The sequence below is a fragment of the Sphingopyxis sp. GW821-FHT12C06 genome (assembly GCF_058807415.1).
Genome location: NZ_JBXAQR010000004.1, coordinates 263,656 through 279,338, shown reverse-complemented (window position 1 = coordinate 279,338; position 15,683 = coordinate 263,656). Strand labels below are relative to the sequence as shown.

The following is a 15,683-nucleotide window of genomic DNA, read 5'->3' as shown; positions in this document are numbered from 1 at the left end:
CCATGGAAATCCGCGCCGCTGAAATCAGCAAGGTCATTAAGGACCAGATCGCCAATTTCGGGACCGATGCAACGGTCAGCGAAATCGGTCAGGTTCTGTCGGTCGGCGACGGCATCGCCCGCGTCCACGGCCTCGACAATGTTCAGGCCGGTGAAATGGTCGAATTCGCCAACGGCGTACAGGGCATGGCCCTGAACCTCGAAGCCGACAACGTCGGCGTCGTGATCTTCGGCTCGGACGCCGAGATCAAGGAAGGCGACACCGTCAAGCGCACCGGCACGATCGTTGACGTTCCCGTCGGCAAGGGCCTGCTCGGCCGCGTCGTCGACGGCCTCGGCAACCCGATCGATGGCAAGGGCCCGATCAAGGCCGACAAGCGCATGCGCGTCGAAGTCAAGGCGCCGGGCATCATCCCGCGCACCTCGGTTCACGAACCCGTCCAGACCGGCCTCAAGGCACTCGACGCGCTCGTCCCCGTCGGCCGCGGCCAGCGCGAACTGATCATCGGCGATCGCCAGACCGGCAAGACCGCCGTCGCGATCGACACCTTCATCAACCAGAAGGCCGCCAACGCAGGCGACGACGAATCGAAGAAGCTGTATTGCATCTACGTCGCCGTCGGCCAGAAGCGCTCGACCGTCGCGCAGATCGTCCGCCAGCTCGAAGAAAATGGCGCGATGGAATATTCGATCGTCGTCGCCGCGACCGCGTCGGAGCCCGCTCCGCTGCAGTTCCTTGCACCCTACACCGGCTGCACGATGGGCGAATTCTTCCGCGACAACGGCATGCACGCCGTGATCGTGTATGACGATCTCTCGAAACAGGCCGTCGCTTACCGTCAGATGTCGCTGCTGTTGCGCCGTCCGCCGGGCCGCGAAGCCTATCCGGGCGACGTTTTCTATCTCCACAGCCGCCTGCTCGAGCGTTCGGCCAAGATGAACGCCGACAATGGTTCGGGCTCGCTCACCGCGCTGCCGATCATCGAAACCCAGGCCGGCGACGTTTCGGCGTACATCCCGACCAACGTGATTTCGATCACCGACGGCCAGATCTTCCTTGAAACCAACCTGTTCAACGCGGGCATCCGTCCGGCGATCAACGTCGGCCTGTCGGTGAGCCGCGTTGGCTCGGCCGCGCAGACCAAGGCGATGAAGAAGGTGTCGGGCTCGATCAAGCTCGAGCTCGCGCAGTATCGCGAAATGGAAGCCTTCGCGCAGTTCGGTTCGGATCTTGATGCGTCGACGCAGAAGCTGCTCAACCGTGGTGCGCGCCTGACCCAGCTGCTGAAGCAGGCGCAGTTCCAGCCGATGCCGTTCGAAGAGCAGACTGCGTCGATCTTCGCTGGTACCAACGGCTATCTCGACAATGTCGCAACGACCGACGTGAACCGCTACGAACAGGCGATGCTCGCCTATCTGCGCAGCGATCATGCCGATGTGCTGAAGGCGATCCGCGACACCAAGGATCTTGGCGACGACGCCAAGAAGGGCCTTGTTGCCGCGCTCACCGCTTTCGCCAAGATTTTCGCGTAAAACTGGCCCCCGGCGCAAGCCGGGGTCCACCAAGATCCCGGCCTCGCGCCGGGATACAAGGATAGGGCTTCATGGCCAATCTGAAGGAACTTAAAGGCCGGATCGGCTCGGTCAAATCGACCCAGAAGATCACCAAGGCCAAGAAAATGGTTGCGGCGGCGAAACTGCGCAAGGCGCAGGCGGCTGCCGAAGCCGCGCGCCCTTATGCGACGCGTCTCGAAGGCGTGGTCGCCAGCCTGGCGTCGAAGGTCGGCGGGTCGGACAGCGCGCCGAAGCTGCTCGCCGGCACCGGCAAGAGCGACACGCATCTGCTCGTCGTGCTCAACAGCGACCGCGGCCTCGCCGGCGCGTTCAACTCGAACATCGTCAAGGCGGCGCGCGACAAGGCGCTCGAACTGCAGGCACAGGGCAAGAAGGTTCTCTTCTTCCTCGTCGGCCGCAAGGGTCGCCCGGTCATCGCGCGCCTGTTCGCTGGCCAGATCACCGAGCATTATGAAACCACCGGCATCCGCGACATCGGCTTCGACCAGGCGCACGATATCTCGACGCAGGTGATGGACCTGTATGAAGCCGGCGCGTTCGATGTCGCGCATCTCTTCTATTCGAAGTTCCGCTCGGCGCTGCTTCAGGAAGCGACCGGCCAGCAGCTGATCCCGGTTCCCGCACCCGTCGATGTTCCGGCATCGAGCGGCGCGGCGGTCGAATATGAACCCGACGAGGAAGCGATCCTTGCCGATCTGCTTCCGCGCAACATCACCATCCAGATCTTCAAGGGCATCCTTGAAAACGCCGCGTCCGAACAGGGCGCGTCGATGACTGCGATGGACAATGCGACGCGCAACGCGGGCGATCTGATCAACAAGCTGACCATCATCTACAACCGCACCCGTCAGGCGGCGATCACCACCGAACTCATCGAAATCATCGCGGGCGCCGAAGCGCTCTAACTGATCAACCCAAGGAAGAAGCTCATGGCAACCGCACCCGCCCCTGAAAAGAAGGCTCCCGCCAAGAAAGCAGCTGCGCCCAAGAAGGACGCAGCGCCCAAGGCCGCCAGCACCGGCACCGCAACGGGCCGCATCGCGCAGGTCATCGGCGCCGTCGTCGACGTCCAGTTCACCGGCACCCTGCCCGCGATTCTGAACGCGCTGGAAACCAGCAACAACGGCAACCGCCTCGTTCTCGAAGTCGCGCAGCACCTCGGCGAAAACACCGTCCGCACGATCGCTATGGACGCGACCGACGGCCTGACCCGTGGCCAGCCCGTGACCGACACCGGCGCGCAGATTTCGGTGCCCGTCGGCCCGCAGACGCTCGGCCGCATTCTCAACGTCATCGGCGAGCCGATCGACGAACGTGGTCCGGTCAATGCTGCCAGCCGCGCACCGATTCACGCCAAGGCTCCTGAATTCGTCGACCAGTCGACCGAAAGCAGCATCCTCGTCACCGGCATCAAGGTCATCGATCTGATCGCGCCTTACGCAAAGGGCGGCAAGATTGGCCTGTTCGGCGGCGCCGGCGTTGGCAAGACGGTTCTTATTCAGGAACTGATCAACAACATCGCGAAGGGCCATGGCGGCACCTCGGTTTTCGCAGGCGTCGGTGAACGCACCCGCGAAGGCAACGATCTCTACCACGAGTTCCTCGACGCCGGCGTTATCGCCAAGGACGCCGACGGCAACCCGACCCCCGAAGGTTCGAAGGTTGCGCTCGTATTCGGCCAGATGAACGAACCCCCGGGCGCGCGCGCTCGCGTCGCCCTCTCGGGTCTGACGATCGCCGAATATTTCCGCGATGTCGAAGGCCAGGACGTGCTCTTCTTCGTCGACAACATCTTCCGCTTCACCCAGGCGGGTTCGGAAGTGTCGGCACTGCTCGGCCGTATTCCGTCGGCCGTGGGCTATCAGCCGACCCTGTCGACCGACATGGGCGCGCTGCAGGAACGCATCACCTCGACCAACAAGGGTTCGATTACGTCGGTTCAGGCCATCTACGTTCCCGCAGATGACCTTACCGATCCGGCGCCTGCTACGTCGTTCGCCCACCTTGATGCGACCACCACGCTCAACCGTGCGATTTCGGAACTCGGCATCTATCCGGCGGTCGATCCGCTCGATTCGACCAGCCGCGTTCTGACCGCCGCGATCGTCGGCCAGGAGCATTATGAAACGGCTCGCCGCGTTCAGGAAACGCTGCAGAAGTACAAGTCGCTTCAGGACATCATCGCCATTCTCGGCATGGACGAGCTTTCGGAAGAAGATAAGCTGGTCGTGGCCCGCGCGCGCAAGATCCAGAAGTTCCTGTCGCAGCCGTTCCACGTCGCCGAAGTCTTCACCAACATCCCCGGCAAGTTCGTCGCGGTCGAAGACACGGTGAAGTCGTTCAAGGCCGTGGTCGATGGCGAATATGACCATCTTCCCGAAGCGGCCTTCTACATGGTCGGCGGCATCGACGAAGCGATCGCCAAGGCTGCGAAGCTCGCCGAAGACGCATAAACCTACCGAACCCCTCCCTTTCGGGGGAGGGGGTTGAGGACAAGAAAATGGCTCTGAAGTTCGAACTCGTCACCCCTGCCCGCCTCGAGCGGACCGCCGACGTCCATATGGTCACCGTGCCGGGGGCCGAAGGCGACTTCTCGGTGCTCGAAGGCCATGCGCCCTTCATGGCGACGCTGCGCAACGGCCCGCTGACGATTTACGCCACCGCGGGCGCCGCGCCCGAGGTGATCGAAGTCGAAGGCGGCTTTGCCGAAGTCAACGAGAGCGGCCTGACCGTTCTCGCCGAGCATATCGCCGGCTGACGGCTTTCCGTCCCGGAACTCAAAAAAGCCCGCGTCCAGCCGGACGCGGGCTTTTTTGTGTGCGCCGCAATTGCCGCCCGCCATTAGGACAATATCAAAGTTTCCCATTTATTCACCCTGTCGGATGGGGGTGCGGCAGCCGTGGTTGCCGGATGCCCCCGAGTCGAAAGCAGGATGAGATAATGAGCGCATTCGGACGTCGCCCCGGCACCGCTGGCCGCCCCGCCTTTGGCGTCGCGAAGCCTATGCAGTCGGGGCCCGGCGTGCCCGGCGGCACCCAGTTTCCCGCGATCGACACACCGCCCGCGCCCGAAGCCTATTCGGGGCCTATGACCCCCGAAATGGAGGCGATGGAGCGGCTGAACCAGCGCTCGACCGCCGAGGCGATGGAACCCGAAAAGGCGCAAGGTTTCGAAGCGAGCGTCCACAAGATCAAGGAACAGGTGCTGCCGCGCCTGCTCGAACGCGTCGATCCGGAGGCCGCAGCGACGCTGAGCAAGGACGAATTGACCGAGGAATTTCGCCCGATCATCCTCGAAGTGCTCGCCGAACTGCGCATCACGCTCAACCGCCGCGAGCAGTTCGCGCTCGAAAAGGTGCTCGTCGACGAATTGCTCGGCTTCGGTCCGCTCGAGGAACTGCTCCAGGACCCCGACATCACCGACATCATGGTCAACGGCCCGTACCAGACCTATGTCGAGCGCAAGGGCCAGCTGGTCATCGCGCCGATCCAGTTCCGCGACGAACAGCATCTGTTCCAGATCGCCCAGCGCATCTGCAACATGGTCGGCCGCCGCGTCGATCAGACCACCCCGCTCGCCGACGCCCGCCTCAAGGACGGCAGCCGCGTCAACGTCATCGTCCCGCCGCTGAGCCTGCGCGGCACCGCCATCTCGATTCGAAAATTCTCCGCCAAGCCGATCACACTCGACATGCTGTTCCAGTGGGGCGCGATGAGCCAGAAAATGTGCACCGCGCTGAAGATCGCGGGCGCCAGCCGCTTCAACATCGTCATCTCGGGCGGTACGGGTTCGGGCAAGACGACGATGCTCAACGCCTTGTCGAAGATGATCGACCCCGGCGAGCGCGTGCTGACCATCGAAGACGCCGCCGAACTGCGTCTGCAACAGCCACACTGGCTGCCGCTCGAAACGCGCCCCGCAAACCTCGAGGGAAATGGCGCGATCCACATGGGCGATCTCGTCAAGAACGCGCTGCGTATGCGCCCCGACCGCATCATCATGGGCGAGGTCCGCGGCAGCGAGTGTTTCGACCTTCTCGCCGCGATGAACACCGGTCACGACGGGTCGATGTGCACGCTTCACAGCAACTCGCCCCGCGAATGCCTCGGCCGTATGGAAAATATGGTCCTGATGGGCGACATCAAGATTCCGAAGGAAGCGATCTCCAAGCAGATCGCCGATTCGGTCGACATGATCATCCAGATCAAACGCCTGCGCGATGGTTCGCGCCGCGTCACCAACGTGACCGAAGTGATCGGGATGGAAGGCGACGTCATCGTCACCCAGGAACTCTTCAAGTTCGAATATCTGGACGAGGACAAGGACGGCAAGATCGTCGGCGAATATCGCGCGATGGGCCTGCGCCCCTATACGCTCGAAAAGGCGCGCCAGTACGGCTTCGACCAACCCTATCTCGAGGCGTGCCTCTAAGCCTTTCGCGCGTCAGCGACCACTCAGCCAGAACGCTGCCGCGAACAGCGCGATGGCGGCCGATGCCAGTGCCACCTCGCGCCACGGCATGAAACCGACCTTGTCGACATCGCGGCGATGGCGGCGGCGCCAGTCCGCAAACTCGGCAACCCCGAACAGCACGGCAGCGCCGATACTCACCGACAGCATGGATACTTGCATTGACGCGCATCCCTACGCAAACAGGGGCTCTTCCGAGATCAGAAAAGAGAGAGGTGCCCATATGCGTCCCCTGTTGCTAGTTGCAAGTGCCGCCATCGCCATCGCGGCACCCGCCGCCGCGATGGGCGATGACAGCCACGCCGGCCATCATGCCCCCAAAGAACATGATGCGATCGCCGCCGCGGTCGCCGCACCGACCCGCACCCCCGCCAATCTCGCCCGCGACACCTGGCGACACCCTGCCCAGACCCTCGCCTTTTTCGGCGTAAAGCCCGGCAACACCGTCGTCGAACTCTGGCCCGGCGGCGGCTGGTACACCGAAATCCTTGCCCCGCTGACAAAGGCCGGCGGCGGCACCCTCTATGCCGCGGCACCATGGGAACGCGGCCTGAATCGCGTCAAGGAATGGCAGGGCGCCAAACCCGACGTCTATGGCGCGGTCAAGCTCGCCGAATTTCCGAATGCCGGCGCCAATCTCAAAGTCCCCGACGGCAGCGCCGATGTCGTGCTGACCTTCCGCAACGTCCACAACTGGCGTTTCGGCGGCAGCGACAACACCGCCAACGCCTTCAAGCAGATCTTTGCGATGCTGAAACCCGGCGGTACGCTCGGCGTCGTCGAACATCGGCTGAACGAAGGTGACGATGCGGCCAAGGAAGAAAAATCGGGCTATATGAAGGAAAGCTCGATCATCGCCTTTGCCGAGGCGGCGGGTTTCAAGCTCGCCGGGCGCAGTGAAATCAACGCCAACCCCCGCGACACCAAGGATTATGAAAAGGGCGTGTGGACGCTACCCCCCTCGCTGACCGAAGGCGACAAGGACCGTGCAAAATATGTGGCCATCGGCGAATCGGACCGCATGACGCTGAAATTCGTAAAGCCCGCCAGCTGAAACCGTTTGAAGCCATAGACCCTGCGCTGCTGCTCAGCGCCTATGCGCAGGGGCTGTTTCCGATGGCCGACGGGGCGGATGACCCGTCGGTCCATTGGGTCGAACCGCGGCTGCGCGCGATCCTGCCGCTCGACGGCTTTCGCCTGTCGCGCAGCCTGAAGAAAGTCATCGTCTCGGATCGCTTTCGCGTCACCACCGACACCGTCTTTGCCGAGATGGTCGCGCTCTGCGCCGAACCCGCCGATGACCGGCCGACGACGTGGATCAACCCCGTCATCAAGGCGAGCTACGACCGGCTGTTCCGCCTCGGCCACGCGCACAGCATCGAATGCTGGCACGGCGACGATCTGGTCGGCGGGCTCTACGGCGTGTCACTCGGGCGCGCCTTTTTCGGTGAATCGATGGTCAGCCGGGCACGCGATGCGTCGAAGGTTGCGCTCGCGCATCTTGTCGCACGGTTGCGCGCAGGCGGGTGGCAGCTGCTCGATTGCCAGTTCATCACGCCGCATCTCGCCAGCCTGGGGGCGATCGAAATCCCCCAGCGCGACTATCTGAAACGGCTTTATTCGGTGCTGTCGGGCACCGATGGCGCGGGTGCGGCGCTCGGCGCGGGCACCGGCGGCGGCGCAGCGGCCGGGGTCCCTTCGCCGCCGTTCGTCGCGGGCGACTGGGGTGCACTTGACGTCTTGGGCGCCGACGATGCCGCCTTGGGCGTGGAGCGCGCAACGGGATCGCCGCCCGGATATGTCATCGCACAGCTTTTGACGAACACGTCATAGATCGGGTGCTCGATCACATTGCGTTCGGGGCGCTCCTTGAACAGCCAGCCCGAAAAGACGCGATACCATTTGTCGTCGCGCTGATCCTGGACGGTCAACTGAATGAAGGCGCCGGTTTCGGGCGGATCTTCCCACGGTGCGGTCTGTTCGCACGCGCGCAGCCGGACGATCACGCGATCGACGCGCGCCGATTCGCCGGGCTTCATCTCGAGGTCGCGGACCAGTCCGTTGCGCTTGTTCAGCAGGCCCAGCACCGCGACGCGCTCGGTCATCGGGGTCGCCCCCTCGATCCCGCCGACTTCCTGCGGGACATTTCGGGATTTCGCGATCTGCGGCGTCTTGTCGCTGCCACCCGATTTCGCTGCAGGCGAACGGTCGCAGGCTGCCAGCGTCGCGGCCGCCAGAACGGCCAATCCGACGGTCGCGGTCAGCCTCGACACGGCGCTCACTCGGCGCCGGGCCGCCAGGCCTCATAATCGCCGGTCGCCGCGGCGCGGCGGCCGCCACGCTCGAGCGCGCCCGCGGGACGATAGGCGCCCGTGCTGCCGGTCAGATTCGGGGTCGGTGCCTGCTCCCACGCGCGCGGCGCGGGCAGCATGTCGGACGGCAGTTCGTCGAACGTGCGATGCAGCCAGCCGTGCCATTCGGGGGGAACGCGGCTCGCGTCGTTCGCTCCGTTGTAGATCACCCAGCGGCGGTCGCCCTTGCGCGCGCGAAAATAGCGGTTGCCGAGGCCATCCTCGCCCACTTTTTCGCCGGTGCGCCAGCTGTTCAACAATGTGCCGACGGTCGCGCCGTCCCACCAGGTGAAAATCTTGCCCAAAATGCTCATGGCCGTGGCGTTTACAGGCAAGCCACCACGCTTCGCAAGCGCCAAACCACGTGCGCGCGCTGTTTCACGCGCGCTTCAACGCGCTTTCCACGTCACGACAGCATCCTCATCAATGCCAAGCCGCGCGGCAGTGCCTCCAGCGAGCTCCAGCACCGCCCCCACCTCGCCGCCGCTGGCGACCGGTTCGAGCGATTCGGGGATGGTATTTTCTGCGATACGATCGATGCTGCCATCGGCGCGGACGAAGATCATATCGAGGGGAATCAGCGTGTTCTTCATCCAGAAGCTCGCGAATCGCGGCTTGGCGAAAGGAAAGATCATGCCGCCGTCGGCGGGCAGGGTGGTGCGGAACATCAATCCCCGCTGCTGCTCGGCTTCGGTGCGCGCGACCTCGACGTTGAATATATGAACGGCATCGCCGTCACGGATCGTCAGCGCGACCGTCGAGGGCCCTTCGGCCTCCTGGCTGCACGCCGCCAGCGTAATCACTGCGGCCAGCGCCACCATCATCGCACGCATCGGCACTCCTTCCGCCCGACTGGAAAAGCCCGCCTAATCGAACGCCCCGCCATCGTCCAGCGCCGCCAGCGCGTCATCATCTCCCGGCGCAATCGCGAGGATACGCCGCGCAAGGGCCAGCGAATGGCCGGCGCGGGCAAATGCCGCGACCTGCCGCTCATGCTGCGCCGGATCGTCGATTGCGCGGACGCCAAAAGGACCGAATCGCCGCCGCCGGGCAAAGCCGATCGCGGCGCCCGTCGCGGCGCCTTCCGCCGTTTCGACGGCCTCACCCGAATCCTCGGCCGCGATGCCGTCGACCCACAGTTGCGCCTTCACCCGCCGTACCCCCAAACCGCGCCGCGTCATCGCGGCGCCGCGCATGGCGGCATATTGGCGGTCATTCAGGAACCCCAGCCCCTCCATCCGCAGCGTCACCGCCTCGGCCACGATAAACGGATCATTTTCGCCAACCCATTCCGATTCGCGGATTTTCCGGGTCAGATAGCGCGCCAATTTGGCTTTCGACGTCGCGAATCGCGCGACATAGGCAAGCGCCAGTTCGTCGAGCCGCGCTGCGTCGAGTGACCTCCTGGACCGGTCGGATGGAGCGTGGCGGTTGGCCATATGCCATGTTTATGCCATAGTCAGGCCCGATTGAGAACGATCAGCGCCGCCATATCGGGTCATTAGAGCCCGAAAAAAGGCGATTTTGTTCCAACAACCGGGGATCGCGCAAACAAACATGACGCAGAAAGATGACATGCTTGTTGCTGTGCGCCCCGCTTTCCGGGACCGAGCACCCAATATGACCGATAACATCACCATGGCCGAGGAGCTTGCCCCGACGCCGACCCTTTGCGCACAGCCGCGCCGCTTTTCCGATTTCGCCACCGTGGGCGAAGCACTCGACTACGCCGCCAATGGTACGCGCGGGCTCAATTTCCACGACCCGCGCGGGAAACTGGTACGCCCCTATCCGTACAGCGAACTCAAGGCCGATGCGCTCGAAGCCGCATGGCGCCTGATCGCCGCCGGGGTGAAGCCCGGCGACCGCATCGCGCTGATCGCCGAAACCGGCGCCGAATTCGCCGCGCTCTTTTTCGGCACCATCTATGCCGGCGCGTGGCCGGTGCCGCTGCCGCTGCCGACCAGCTTTGGCGGGCGCGACTCCTATGTCGGGCAATTGGTCGTCCAGCTGTCCAGCTGCGATCCCACGATGCTCTTCTTCCCGCCCGAAATCGCCGCGATGGCAGTCGAGGCGGCAGAGAAGGAAGGCGTCGCTCCAATGGACTGGAGCGAATTTTCCGCCCGTCCCGCGCCGGTCGCAGAGCTTCCCGCGCAGCAGTCGAATGAGACCTGCTATCTTCAGTACAGCAGCGGCTCGACCCGCTTCCCGCACGGTGTCGCCGTCACCCACGCCGCACTGCTCAACAATCTCGCCGCGCACAGCCATGGGATGGAAGTGCGCGACAGCGACCGCTGCATTTCATGGCTGCCATGGTATCACGACATGGGCCTCGTCGGCTGCCTGCTCTCGCCGGTCGCCAACCAGGTGTCGGTCGATTATCTGAAGACCGAGGATTTCGCCCGTCGCCCGCTCGCCTGGCTCGACCTCATCAGCCGCAATCAGGGCACGACGCTCAGCTATTCGCCGACCTTCGGCTATGATATTTGCGCGCGCCGCGTGTCGAGCCAGACGCATGTCGCCGACCGTTTCGACCTGTCGCGCTGGCGCGTCGCCGGCAATGGCGCCGACATGATCCGCCCCGACGTGATGCAAAGCTTCGTCGACGCCTTCGCCGACGCCGGCTTCTGTGCCAGCGCCTTCCTGCCGAGCTATGGCCTTGCCGAAGCGACCCTCGCGGTCAGCATCATGCCCCCGGGCGAAGGCATTGTCGTCGAACTGGTCGAGGAAACCGAGCTGTCGGGCGCCGCCAACGACGCCGATCGCCCCACCCGCTATCGCGCCATCGTCAATTGCGGCCGCGCCGCGCGCGACATGGTGATCGAAGTGCGCGACGAAGCCGGCAATGCGCTGCCCGACCAGACCGTCGGCAAAGTGTGGTGCACCGGCCCGTCGCTGATGACCGGCTATTTTCGTGACCCCGAATCGACCGCCGCCTGCCTGATCGACGGCTGGCTGGATACCGGCGATATGGGGTATTTGTCGGATGGTTACATCTATATCGTCGGCCGCGCCAAAGACATGATCATCATCAACGGCAAGAATCACTGGCCGCAGGATATCGAATGGGCGGTCGAACAATTGCCCGGCTTCAAGTCGGGCGACATCGCGGCCTTTGCGATCACCGCGCCGGGGGGTGAGGAAACCCCCGCGGTGCTCGTCCAGTGCCGGACCAGCGACGATGCCGAACGCGCCGCGCTGCGCGAGACGATTCGCGATCGCGTCCGCGCGATCACGGGCATGAACTGCCTGATCGAACTGATTCCGCCGCGCACCCTGCCGCGTACCAGTTCCGGCAAGCTCAGCCGGTCGAAAGCGCGCGCGCAATATCTCGCCGGGGAAATCCAGCCCTTCGCCATCGCAGCCTGAAAGGGCGGATTTTGTCCCGTTGAGGGACAAAGAAACTGCACCGGGCCCATGCCGTGGTTACTTTCAGGTAACCCACCCCCGCTAAGCTGGCGTGGTGAAAAGCCTGACTGACCAATTGGCTGCCGACGAGATTCCCGCGCGGACCCTGCTGGGGCTGGGCCCACGCGGCGAGGATCTCGGCAAACTCCGCCAGCTTCAACTCGCGCCGCTTCGCGACAAGGGAAAGTTGCGCGTGTCTATGGGCATCGCGCTGGCGCTGGTCGCCGGCTGCACGATGGCGGTTCGCCTGCCCCTGACCATCGCCGGCGGCTGGGCCGCGATGGCGATGCTCTTCGCGCTTTGGTCGCATATCCGCTTCCGTACGCTGCCGTTCGGCGATCCCAAGCTGGCGGGCGTCGCCGAACTTCGGCAGTGCAATCGCCACGCGCTTTATGGCGCGGCCCTGTGGAGCGTGACCTTCTGGCTGCCCGGGCTCGCGCCGCCGCTCGACCATGTCCTGTCGATGTGGACGATCGCGCTGCTCGTGATGCTGATGCTCGCCATGGTGGCGCACAGCATCCCGCTGACCTGCAGCCTGTTCATCGCGCCGGTCAGCCTGTCGGCCGCCATCGCACTGGTGCGCGCAGGCGCACCGCAGCTGGCGGGGATCGCGCTGATCGCCGGACTGCTGCTCTGCGCCTTTTGCGTCCGCTTTGCCCAGACCCATATCCGGTTCCGCCGCGCCGAGGAAACGCTGCACGAAAAGACCGAAACGGTCAGCCTGCTGCTCCGCGAGTTCGAAGAAACCTCGGCCGACTGGCTGTGGCAGACCGACAACGCCCGCCGCCTCGTCCATGTGTCACCGCGCCTCGCTTTTGCGCTGGGCGCGAGCGCCGAAGCGCTGGAGGGCACCCCGCTGCTTCAGGCATTGTCGGGGGACGCATGGGAAAGCGGCAATTTCCCCAAGGCGCTGCACGCGATGGCCGAGCGGATGAAGCGCCGCGAAAGCTTCTCCAACCTGACCGTCCCGGTGACGATCGGCGGCAAGCCCCGCTGGTGGGAATTGTCGGCCTCGCCGCGCCTCGACGAAGACGGCAAGTTCCTCGGCTTTCGCGGCGTCGGCTCGGACGTCACCGAACAACATGCGACCGCCGAACAAATCGCCCGCATGGCGCGCTTCGACAATCTCACCGGCCTGCCCAATCGCCTCAGCCTGAACGAGGATCTCGCCCGCGCGCTGACCCATGCGCTCGAGGCCAAATCGCGCTGCGCGATGCTGATGATCGATCTCGACCGGTTCAAGGCGGTCAATGATACACTGGGGCACCCCGTCGGCGACAAATTGCTCGCGCAGGTCGCGGCGCGGCTCAAGGGCATACTGGACCGCGGCATGACCTGCGGCCGGCTCGGCGGCGACGAATTCGCAGTCATCCTCCACAATGTTCCGTCGGCCACTGCCGCCGAGGATCTCGCCAAACGGATCATCGCCACGATCAGCCGGCCCTATGTCGTCGACAATCACCAATTGTTCGTCGGCGCCAGCATCGGATATGCGATCGGTCCGCAGGACGGCGCGACGGTCGAAACACTGACCCGCAATGCCGACCTCGCGCTCTACAAATCCAAGGATCGCGGCGGCAATGTCGCCGCCGGCTATGTCGCGTCGCTGCACGCCCAGGCCGAGGAACGGCGGGTGATGGAACAGGAATTGCGCGGCGCGCTCGAACGCGGCGAATTCGAACTTCATTATCAGCCGGTCGTCACCGCCGCCGACGGGACGCTCAACGGCTTCGAGGCGCTGATCCGCTGGCGCAACCAGAAGCTCGGTAATGTGTCGCCGGGCCGCTTCATCCCGCTGGCCGAGGATGCGCGCCTGATCTCGCCGATCGGCGAATGGGTGCTGCGCACCGCCTGTCACGAAGCGATGCGCTGGCCGTCGAACCTCAAGGTCGCGATCAACGTGTCGGCCGACCAGCTCACCGATCCCAATTTCGCCTCGGTCGTCGTGTCGGCGCTGGCGCAAAGCGGACTTCCCCCTCAAAGGCTGGAGATTGAAGTCACCGAAAGCGTCTTCCTTCGCGACGGCGGCGGCGCAGCGCAATTGCTTGACCAGCTGATCGGGCTCGGCATCCGCCTCAGCCTCGACGATTTCGGCACCGGCTATTCGTCGCTCGGCTATCTTCGGAAAACGCAATTTTCGACAATCAAGGTCGATCGCAGCTTCGTCGTCGGCGCGGCAAAGGGCAGCATCGAATCGATCGCGATCATCCGCGCCGTCGTCGCGCTGGCCGACAGCCTCGGCATGTCGACCACGGCGGAGGGTGCCGAAACCGAACTTGAGGTCGACACGATCCGCGCGATGGGGTGCAGCAATATCCAGGGCTATTATTATGGCCGCCCGATGCCCGCCGCCGATGTGCTGACGCTATTCAACCGGCCCGCCTCGCTGGCGATTGCCGCAGCCTGAGGCGACAAGTCGAGCGGCGGACTGAGCGACGGGCGCGACGAACTGAAAAGATTAACAAAAGCTTCCGCCGTCCACCGCAGGATGGATGCAACTCACCGCTAGACGGGTGGTGGAATGGAACCACCGTGGCAAAGACGCTCCAACGCTTGAAGACAAGCCAAAGGGGTCGCAATCCATGTCCAATCGTCGTTTTCTGGGTGCCGCTGTCGCGTCCGTGATGATGCTCGCCGGCATGTTGACCAGCGCCCCTGCCATCGCCCGCGACTATCTGCAGTGCGTTCCCTTTGCCCGCGCCGAATCGGGTGTCGAAATTCAGGGCAATGCAAAGACCTGGTGGCCGCAGGCCGCGGGTACCTACGAACGCGGCGAAGAGCCCCGCCAGGGCGCCGTCATGGCCTTTGCCGGCACGCGCGGCATGCCGTACGGCCATGTCGCCGTGGTCAAGAAAATCGTCAGCGACCGCGAAATCCTGATCGACCATGCCAACTGGTCGCCGATCAACGGCCGCCGCGGCCAGATCGAACGCAATGTCCGCGTCGTCGATGTCAGCGACAATGGCGACTGGAGCATGGTCCGCGTATGGTACGCGCCGATCGGCGACCTTGGCCTGCGCGCCAACCCGGTGCAGGGCTTCATCTACGCTGACGGCGGCCAGCGCGAAACAGCCCCCCAGCGCCGCGCGTTCGAAGAGCCTAATTGGGCGAAGAACAACTGGAAGCCCGGCAACGGCCTCGAAATCGTCGTCGCATCGCTCGGCGGCTAAGCCGAACCCGAGACCCCGTCATTGCAGAAGCTGCGCGCCGCTTGCGGCGTGCCGTTGCCTCTTGTGGAGCAAGGCGCCGCCCGGGAAACAGGGCGCGACAAAGACAGGCCGGGACCATCCCCGCCACCCGATCACCGGCAAGAACGAGACGGCGCCCCCTGCCCGGCATGGCCACGGCAAGCGACGCGAAATCGACTTCAACGCGGCAGAATGACAGGAATGTGGCCCACCCCTCCCGCATGCAGGAGGGGCAGGAAGAAGGTCAGACCTCGCCGGTGCCTTCGCTGCCTTCGCCCTCGGCGGCGGCATCTTCGAACCAGGCTTCGACCGGGCCCGACAGCTTGATCGTCATCGGCTGGCCAAAGCGGTCTTTCGACTTGCCCGCAGCGACGCGGATCCAGCCTTCCGAGATCGAATATTCCTCGACGTCGGTGCGTTCCTGACCCTTGAAACGGATGCCGATGCCACGCTGCAGCACATCCATGTTGAAATGGGGCGAACGCGGGTTGGTCGACAGATGGTCGGGAGGGGTGTCGGTCATCTCAAAAAATCTCCAATGGCTGCCGCGCGGCTAGGCGAGCGCCCCCCCGAAATCAAGCGTCACGCGGTCGCGCCCAACCGCTGCGCCGCACCGGAAGATGCCAAAGCCCCGCAAGTGTACCAAATAGAACCAATTTGGCAGTATTTTCACTGTGCCAAAATGGATCAGC

General features: G+C 64.3%; 15 protein-coding genes and 1 pseudogene. 10 read left to right on the top strand and 6 right to left on the bottom strand.

Translation table 11 applies throughout. The annotated features are described in order from the left end of the window. The first annotated feature begins 2 nt into the window (after positions 1 to 2). The 5 genes from atpA (at position 3) to AC1RRJ_RS13560 (ending at position 6,005) form a co-directional block, all read left to right on the top strand. The gene (gene atpA, locus AC1RRJ_RS13580) at positions 3 to 1,532 is read left to right on the top strand and encodes a F0F1 ATP synthase subunit alpha (protein ID WP_493123548.1); all 1,530 of its coding nucleotides are present in this window, start codon (positions 3 to 5) and stop codon (positions 1,530 to 1,532) included. A gap of 71 nt (positions 1,533 to 1,603) precedes the next feature. Then, positions 1,604 to 2,479 (top strand): F0F1 ATP synthase subunit gamma, encoded by an 876-nt coding sequence (locus tag AC1RRJ_RS13575; protein WP_493123546.1) that lies wholly within the window; start codon positions 1,604 to 1,606, stop codon positions 2,477 to 2,479. Between the two features lie 24 nt (positions 2,480 to 2,503). Further along, a complete protein-coding gene (gene atpD / locus AC1RRJ_RS13570) occupies positions 2,504 to 4,027 on the top strand; it encodes a F0F1 ATP synthase subunit beta (RefSeq protein WP_493123544.1) in 1,524 nt (507 codons plus the stop codon). A 47-nt stretch (positions 4,028 to 4,074) separates the two neighbouring features. Further along, positions 4,075 to 4,332: an ATP synthase F1 subunit epsilon gene (locus AC1RRJ_RS13565; RefSeq protein ID WP_493123542.1), complete on the top strand. Its 258-nt coding sequence runs from the start codon at positions 4,075 to 4,077 to the stop codon at positions 4,330 to 4,332. Between the two features lie 182 nt (positions 4,333 to 4,514). Further along, positions 4,515 to 6,005 (top strand): TadA family conjugal transfer-associated ATPase, encoded by a 1,491-nt coding sequence (locus tag AC1RRJ_RS13560; RefSeq protein WP_493123540.1) that lies wholly within the window; start codon positions 4,515 to 4,517, stop codon positions 6,003 to 6,005. Between the two features lie 12 nt (positions 6,006 to 6,017). Here the strand turns inward: AC1RRJ_RS13560 and AC1RRJ_RS13555 are convergent, their stop codons facing one another. Then, complete coding sequence (locus AC1RRJ_RS13555; RefSeq protein WP_493123538.1) at positions 6,018 to 6,206, bottom strand: hypothetical protein; 189 nt, start codon at positions 6,204 to 6,206, stop codon at positions 6,018 to 6,020. Between the two features lie 61 nt (positions 6,207 to 6,267). Here AC1RRJ_RS13555 and AC1RRJ_RS13550 point away from each other — a divergent pair, with 61 nt between their 5' ends. Next, on the top strand, positions 6,268 to 7,098 hold the full coding sequence (locus AC1RRJ_RS13550; protein WP_493123537.1) for a class I SAM-dependent methyltransferase: 831 nt from the start codon (positions 6,268 to 6,270) through the stop codon (positions 7,096 to 7,098). Then, positions 7,095 to 7,877 carry a leucyl/phenylalanyl-tRNA--protein transferase gene (gene aat, locus AC1RRJ_RS13545; RefSeq protein ID WP_493124137.1) on the top strand — a complete coding sequence of 261 codons (783 nt, stop codon included), beginning with the start codon at positions 7,095 to 7,097 and terminating at the stop codon, positions 7,875 to 7,877. The genes AC1RRJ_RS13550 and aat overlap by 4 nt, the downstream gene beginning before the upstream one ends. A 35-nt stretch (positions 7,878 to 7,912) precedes the next feature. Here aat and AC1RRJ_RS13540 read toward each other — a convergent pair. The 4 genes and pseudogenes from AC1RRJ_RS13540 to AC1RRJ_RS13525 form a co-directional block, all read right to left on the bottom strand. Further along, positions 7,913 to 8,083: pseudogene (locus AC1RRJ_RS13540) on the bottom strand (DUF2155 domain-containing protein); the annotation flags it as partial. A gap of 239 nt (positions 8,084 to 8,322) precedes the next feature. Further along, positions 8,323 to 8,709, bottom strand: a complete 387-nt coding sequence (locus AC1RRJ_RS13535) for an NADH:ubiquinone oxidoreductase subunit NDUFA12 (RefSeq protein ID WP_493123535.1) — start codon at positions 8,707 to 8,709, stop codon at positions 8,323 to 8,325. A gap of 75 nt (positions 8,710 to 8,784) precedes the next feature. Further along, positions 8,785 to 9,228: a DUF192 domain-containing protein gene (locus AC1RRJ_RS13530; protein ID WP_493123533.1), complete on the bottom strand. Its 444-nt coding sequence runs from the start codon at positions 9,226 to 9,228 to the stop codon at positions 8,785 to 8,787. Between the two features lie 33 nt (positions 9,229 to 9,261). After that, positions 9,262 to 9,834, bottom strand: coding sequence for a regulatory protein RecX (locus tag AC1RRJ_RS13525; protein ID WP_493123531.1), 573 nt, complete (start codon positions 9,832 to 9,834; stop codon positions 9,262 to 9,264). Between the two features lie 181 nt (positions 9,835 to 10,015). On the opposite strand from AC1RRJ_RS13525, the gene AC1RRJ_RS13520 reads away from it, so the two are divergent. The 3 genes from AC1RRJ_RS13520 to AC1RRJ_RS13510 all read left to right on the top strand — a co-directional run bounded on the left by AC1RRJ_RS13520 (position 10,016) and on the right by AC1RRJ_RS13510 (position 14,973). Then, entirely contained in the window at positions 10,016 to 11,764 is a 1,749-nt protein-coding gene (locus AC1RRJ_RS13520; protein WP_493123529.1) for a fatty acyl-AMP ligase, read from the top strand. Between the two features lie 94 nt (positions 11,765 to 11,858). After that, the gene (locus AC1RRJ_RS13515) at positions 11,859 to 14,210 is read left to right on the top strand and encodes a putative bifunctional diguanylate cyclase/phosphodiesterase (RefSeq protein ID WP_493123527.1); all 2,352 of its coding nucleotides are present in this window, start codon (positions 11,859 to 11,861) and stop codon (positions 14,208 to 14,210) included. Positions 14,211 to 14,385: 175 nt separating this feature from the next. Then, positions 14,386 to 14,973, top strand: a complete 588-nt coding sequence (locus AC1RRJ_RS13510) for a CHAP domain-containing protein (RefSeq protein WP_493123525.1) — start codon at positions 14,386 to 14,388, stop codon at positions 14,971 to 14,973. Between the two features lie 262 nt (positions 14,974 to 15,235). Here AC1RRJ_RS13510 and AC1RRJ_RS13505 read toward each other — a convergent pair whose 3' ends face one another. Then, the gene (locus tag AC1RRJ_RS13505; RefSeq protein WP_493123523.1) at positions 15,236 to 15,514 is read right to left on the bottom strand and encodes a DUF3297 family protein; all 279 of its coding nucleotides are present in this window, start codon (positions 15,512 to 15,514) and stop codon (positions 15,236 to 15,238) included. Between the last annotated feature and the right edge of the window lie 169 nt (positions 15,515 to 15,683).

Coding starts and splice junctions, on each gene's coding strand:
- AC1RRJ_RS13550 (WP_493123537.1), top strand. CDS start 6,268: ATGCGTCCCCTGTTGCTAGTTGCAAGTGCCGCCATCGCCATCGCGGCA.
- AC1RRJ_RS13525 (WP_493123531.1), bottom strand. CDS start 9,834: ATGGCCAACCGCCACGCTCCATCCGACCGGTCCAGGAGGTCACTCGAC.
- atpD (WP_493123544.1), top strand. CDS start 2,504: ATGGCAACCGCACCCGCCCCTGAAAAGAAGGCTCCCGCCAAGAAAGCA.
- AC1RRJ_RS13530 (WP_493123533.1), bottom strand. CDS start 9,228: ATGCGTGCGATGATGGTGGCGCTGGCCGCAGTGATTACGCTGGCGGCG.
- AC1RRJ_RS13575 (WP_493123546.1), top strand. CDS start 1,604: ATGGCCAATCTGAAGGAACTTAAAGGCCGGATCGGCTCGGTCAAATCG.
- AC1RRJ_RS13535 (WP_493123535.1), bottom strand. CDS start 8,709: ATGAGCATTTTGGGCAAGATTTTCACCTGGTGGGACGGCGCGACCGTC.
- AC1RRJ_RS13560 (WP_493123540.1), top strand. CDS start 4,515: ATGAGCGCATTCGGACGTCGCCCCGGCACCGCTGGCCGCCCCGCCTTT.
- AC1RRJ_RS13520 (WP_493123529.1), top strand. CDS start 10,016: ATGACCGATAACATCACCATGGCCGAGGAGCTTGCCCCGACGCCGACC.
- AC1RRJ_RS13505 (WP_493123523.1), bottom strand. CDS start 15,514: ATGACCGACACCCCTCCCGACCATCTGTCGACCAACCCGCGTTCGCCC.
- AC1RRJ_RS13510 (WP_493123525.1), top strand. CDS start 14,386: ATGTCCAATCGTCGTTTTCTGGGTGCCGCTGTCGCGTCCGTGATGATG.
- atpA (WP_493123548.1), top strand. CDS start 3: ATGGAAATCCGCGCCGCTGAAATCAGCAAGGTCATTAAGGACCAGATC.
- AC1RRJ_RS13555 (WP_493123538.1), bottom strand. CDS start 6,206: ATGCAAGTATCCATGCTGTCGGTGAGTATCGGCGCTGCCGTGCTGTTC.
- AC1RRJ_RS13565 (WP_493123542.1), top strand. CDS start 4,075: ATGGCTCTGAAGTTCGAACTCGTCACCCCTGCCCGCCTCGAGCGGACC.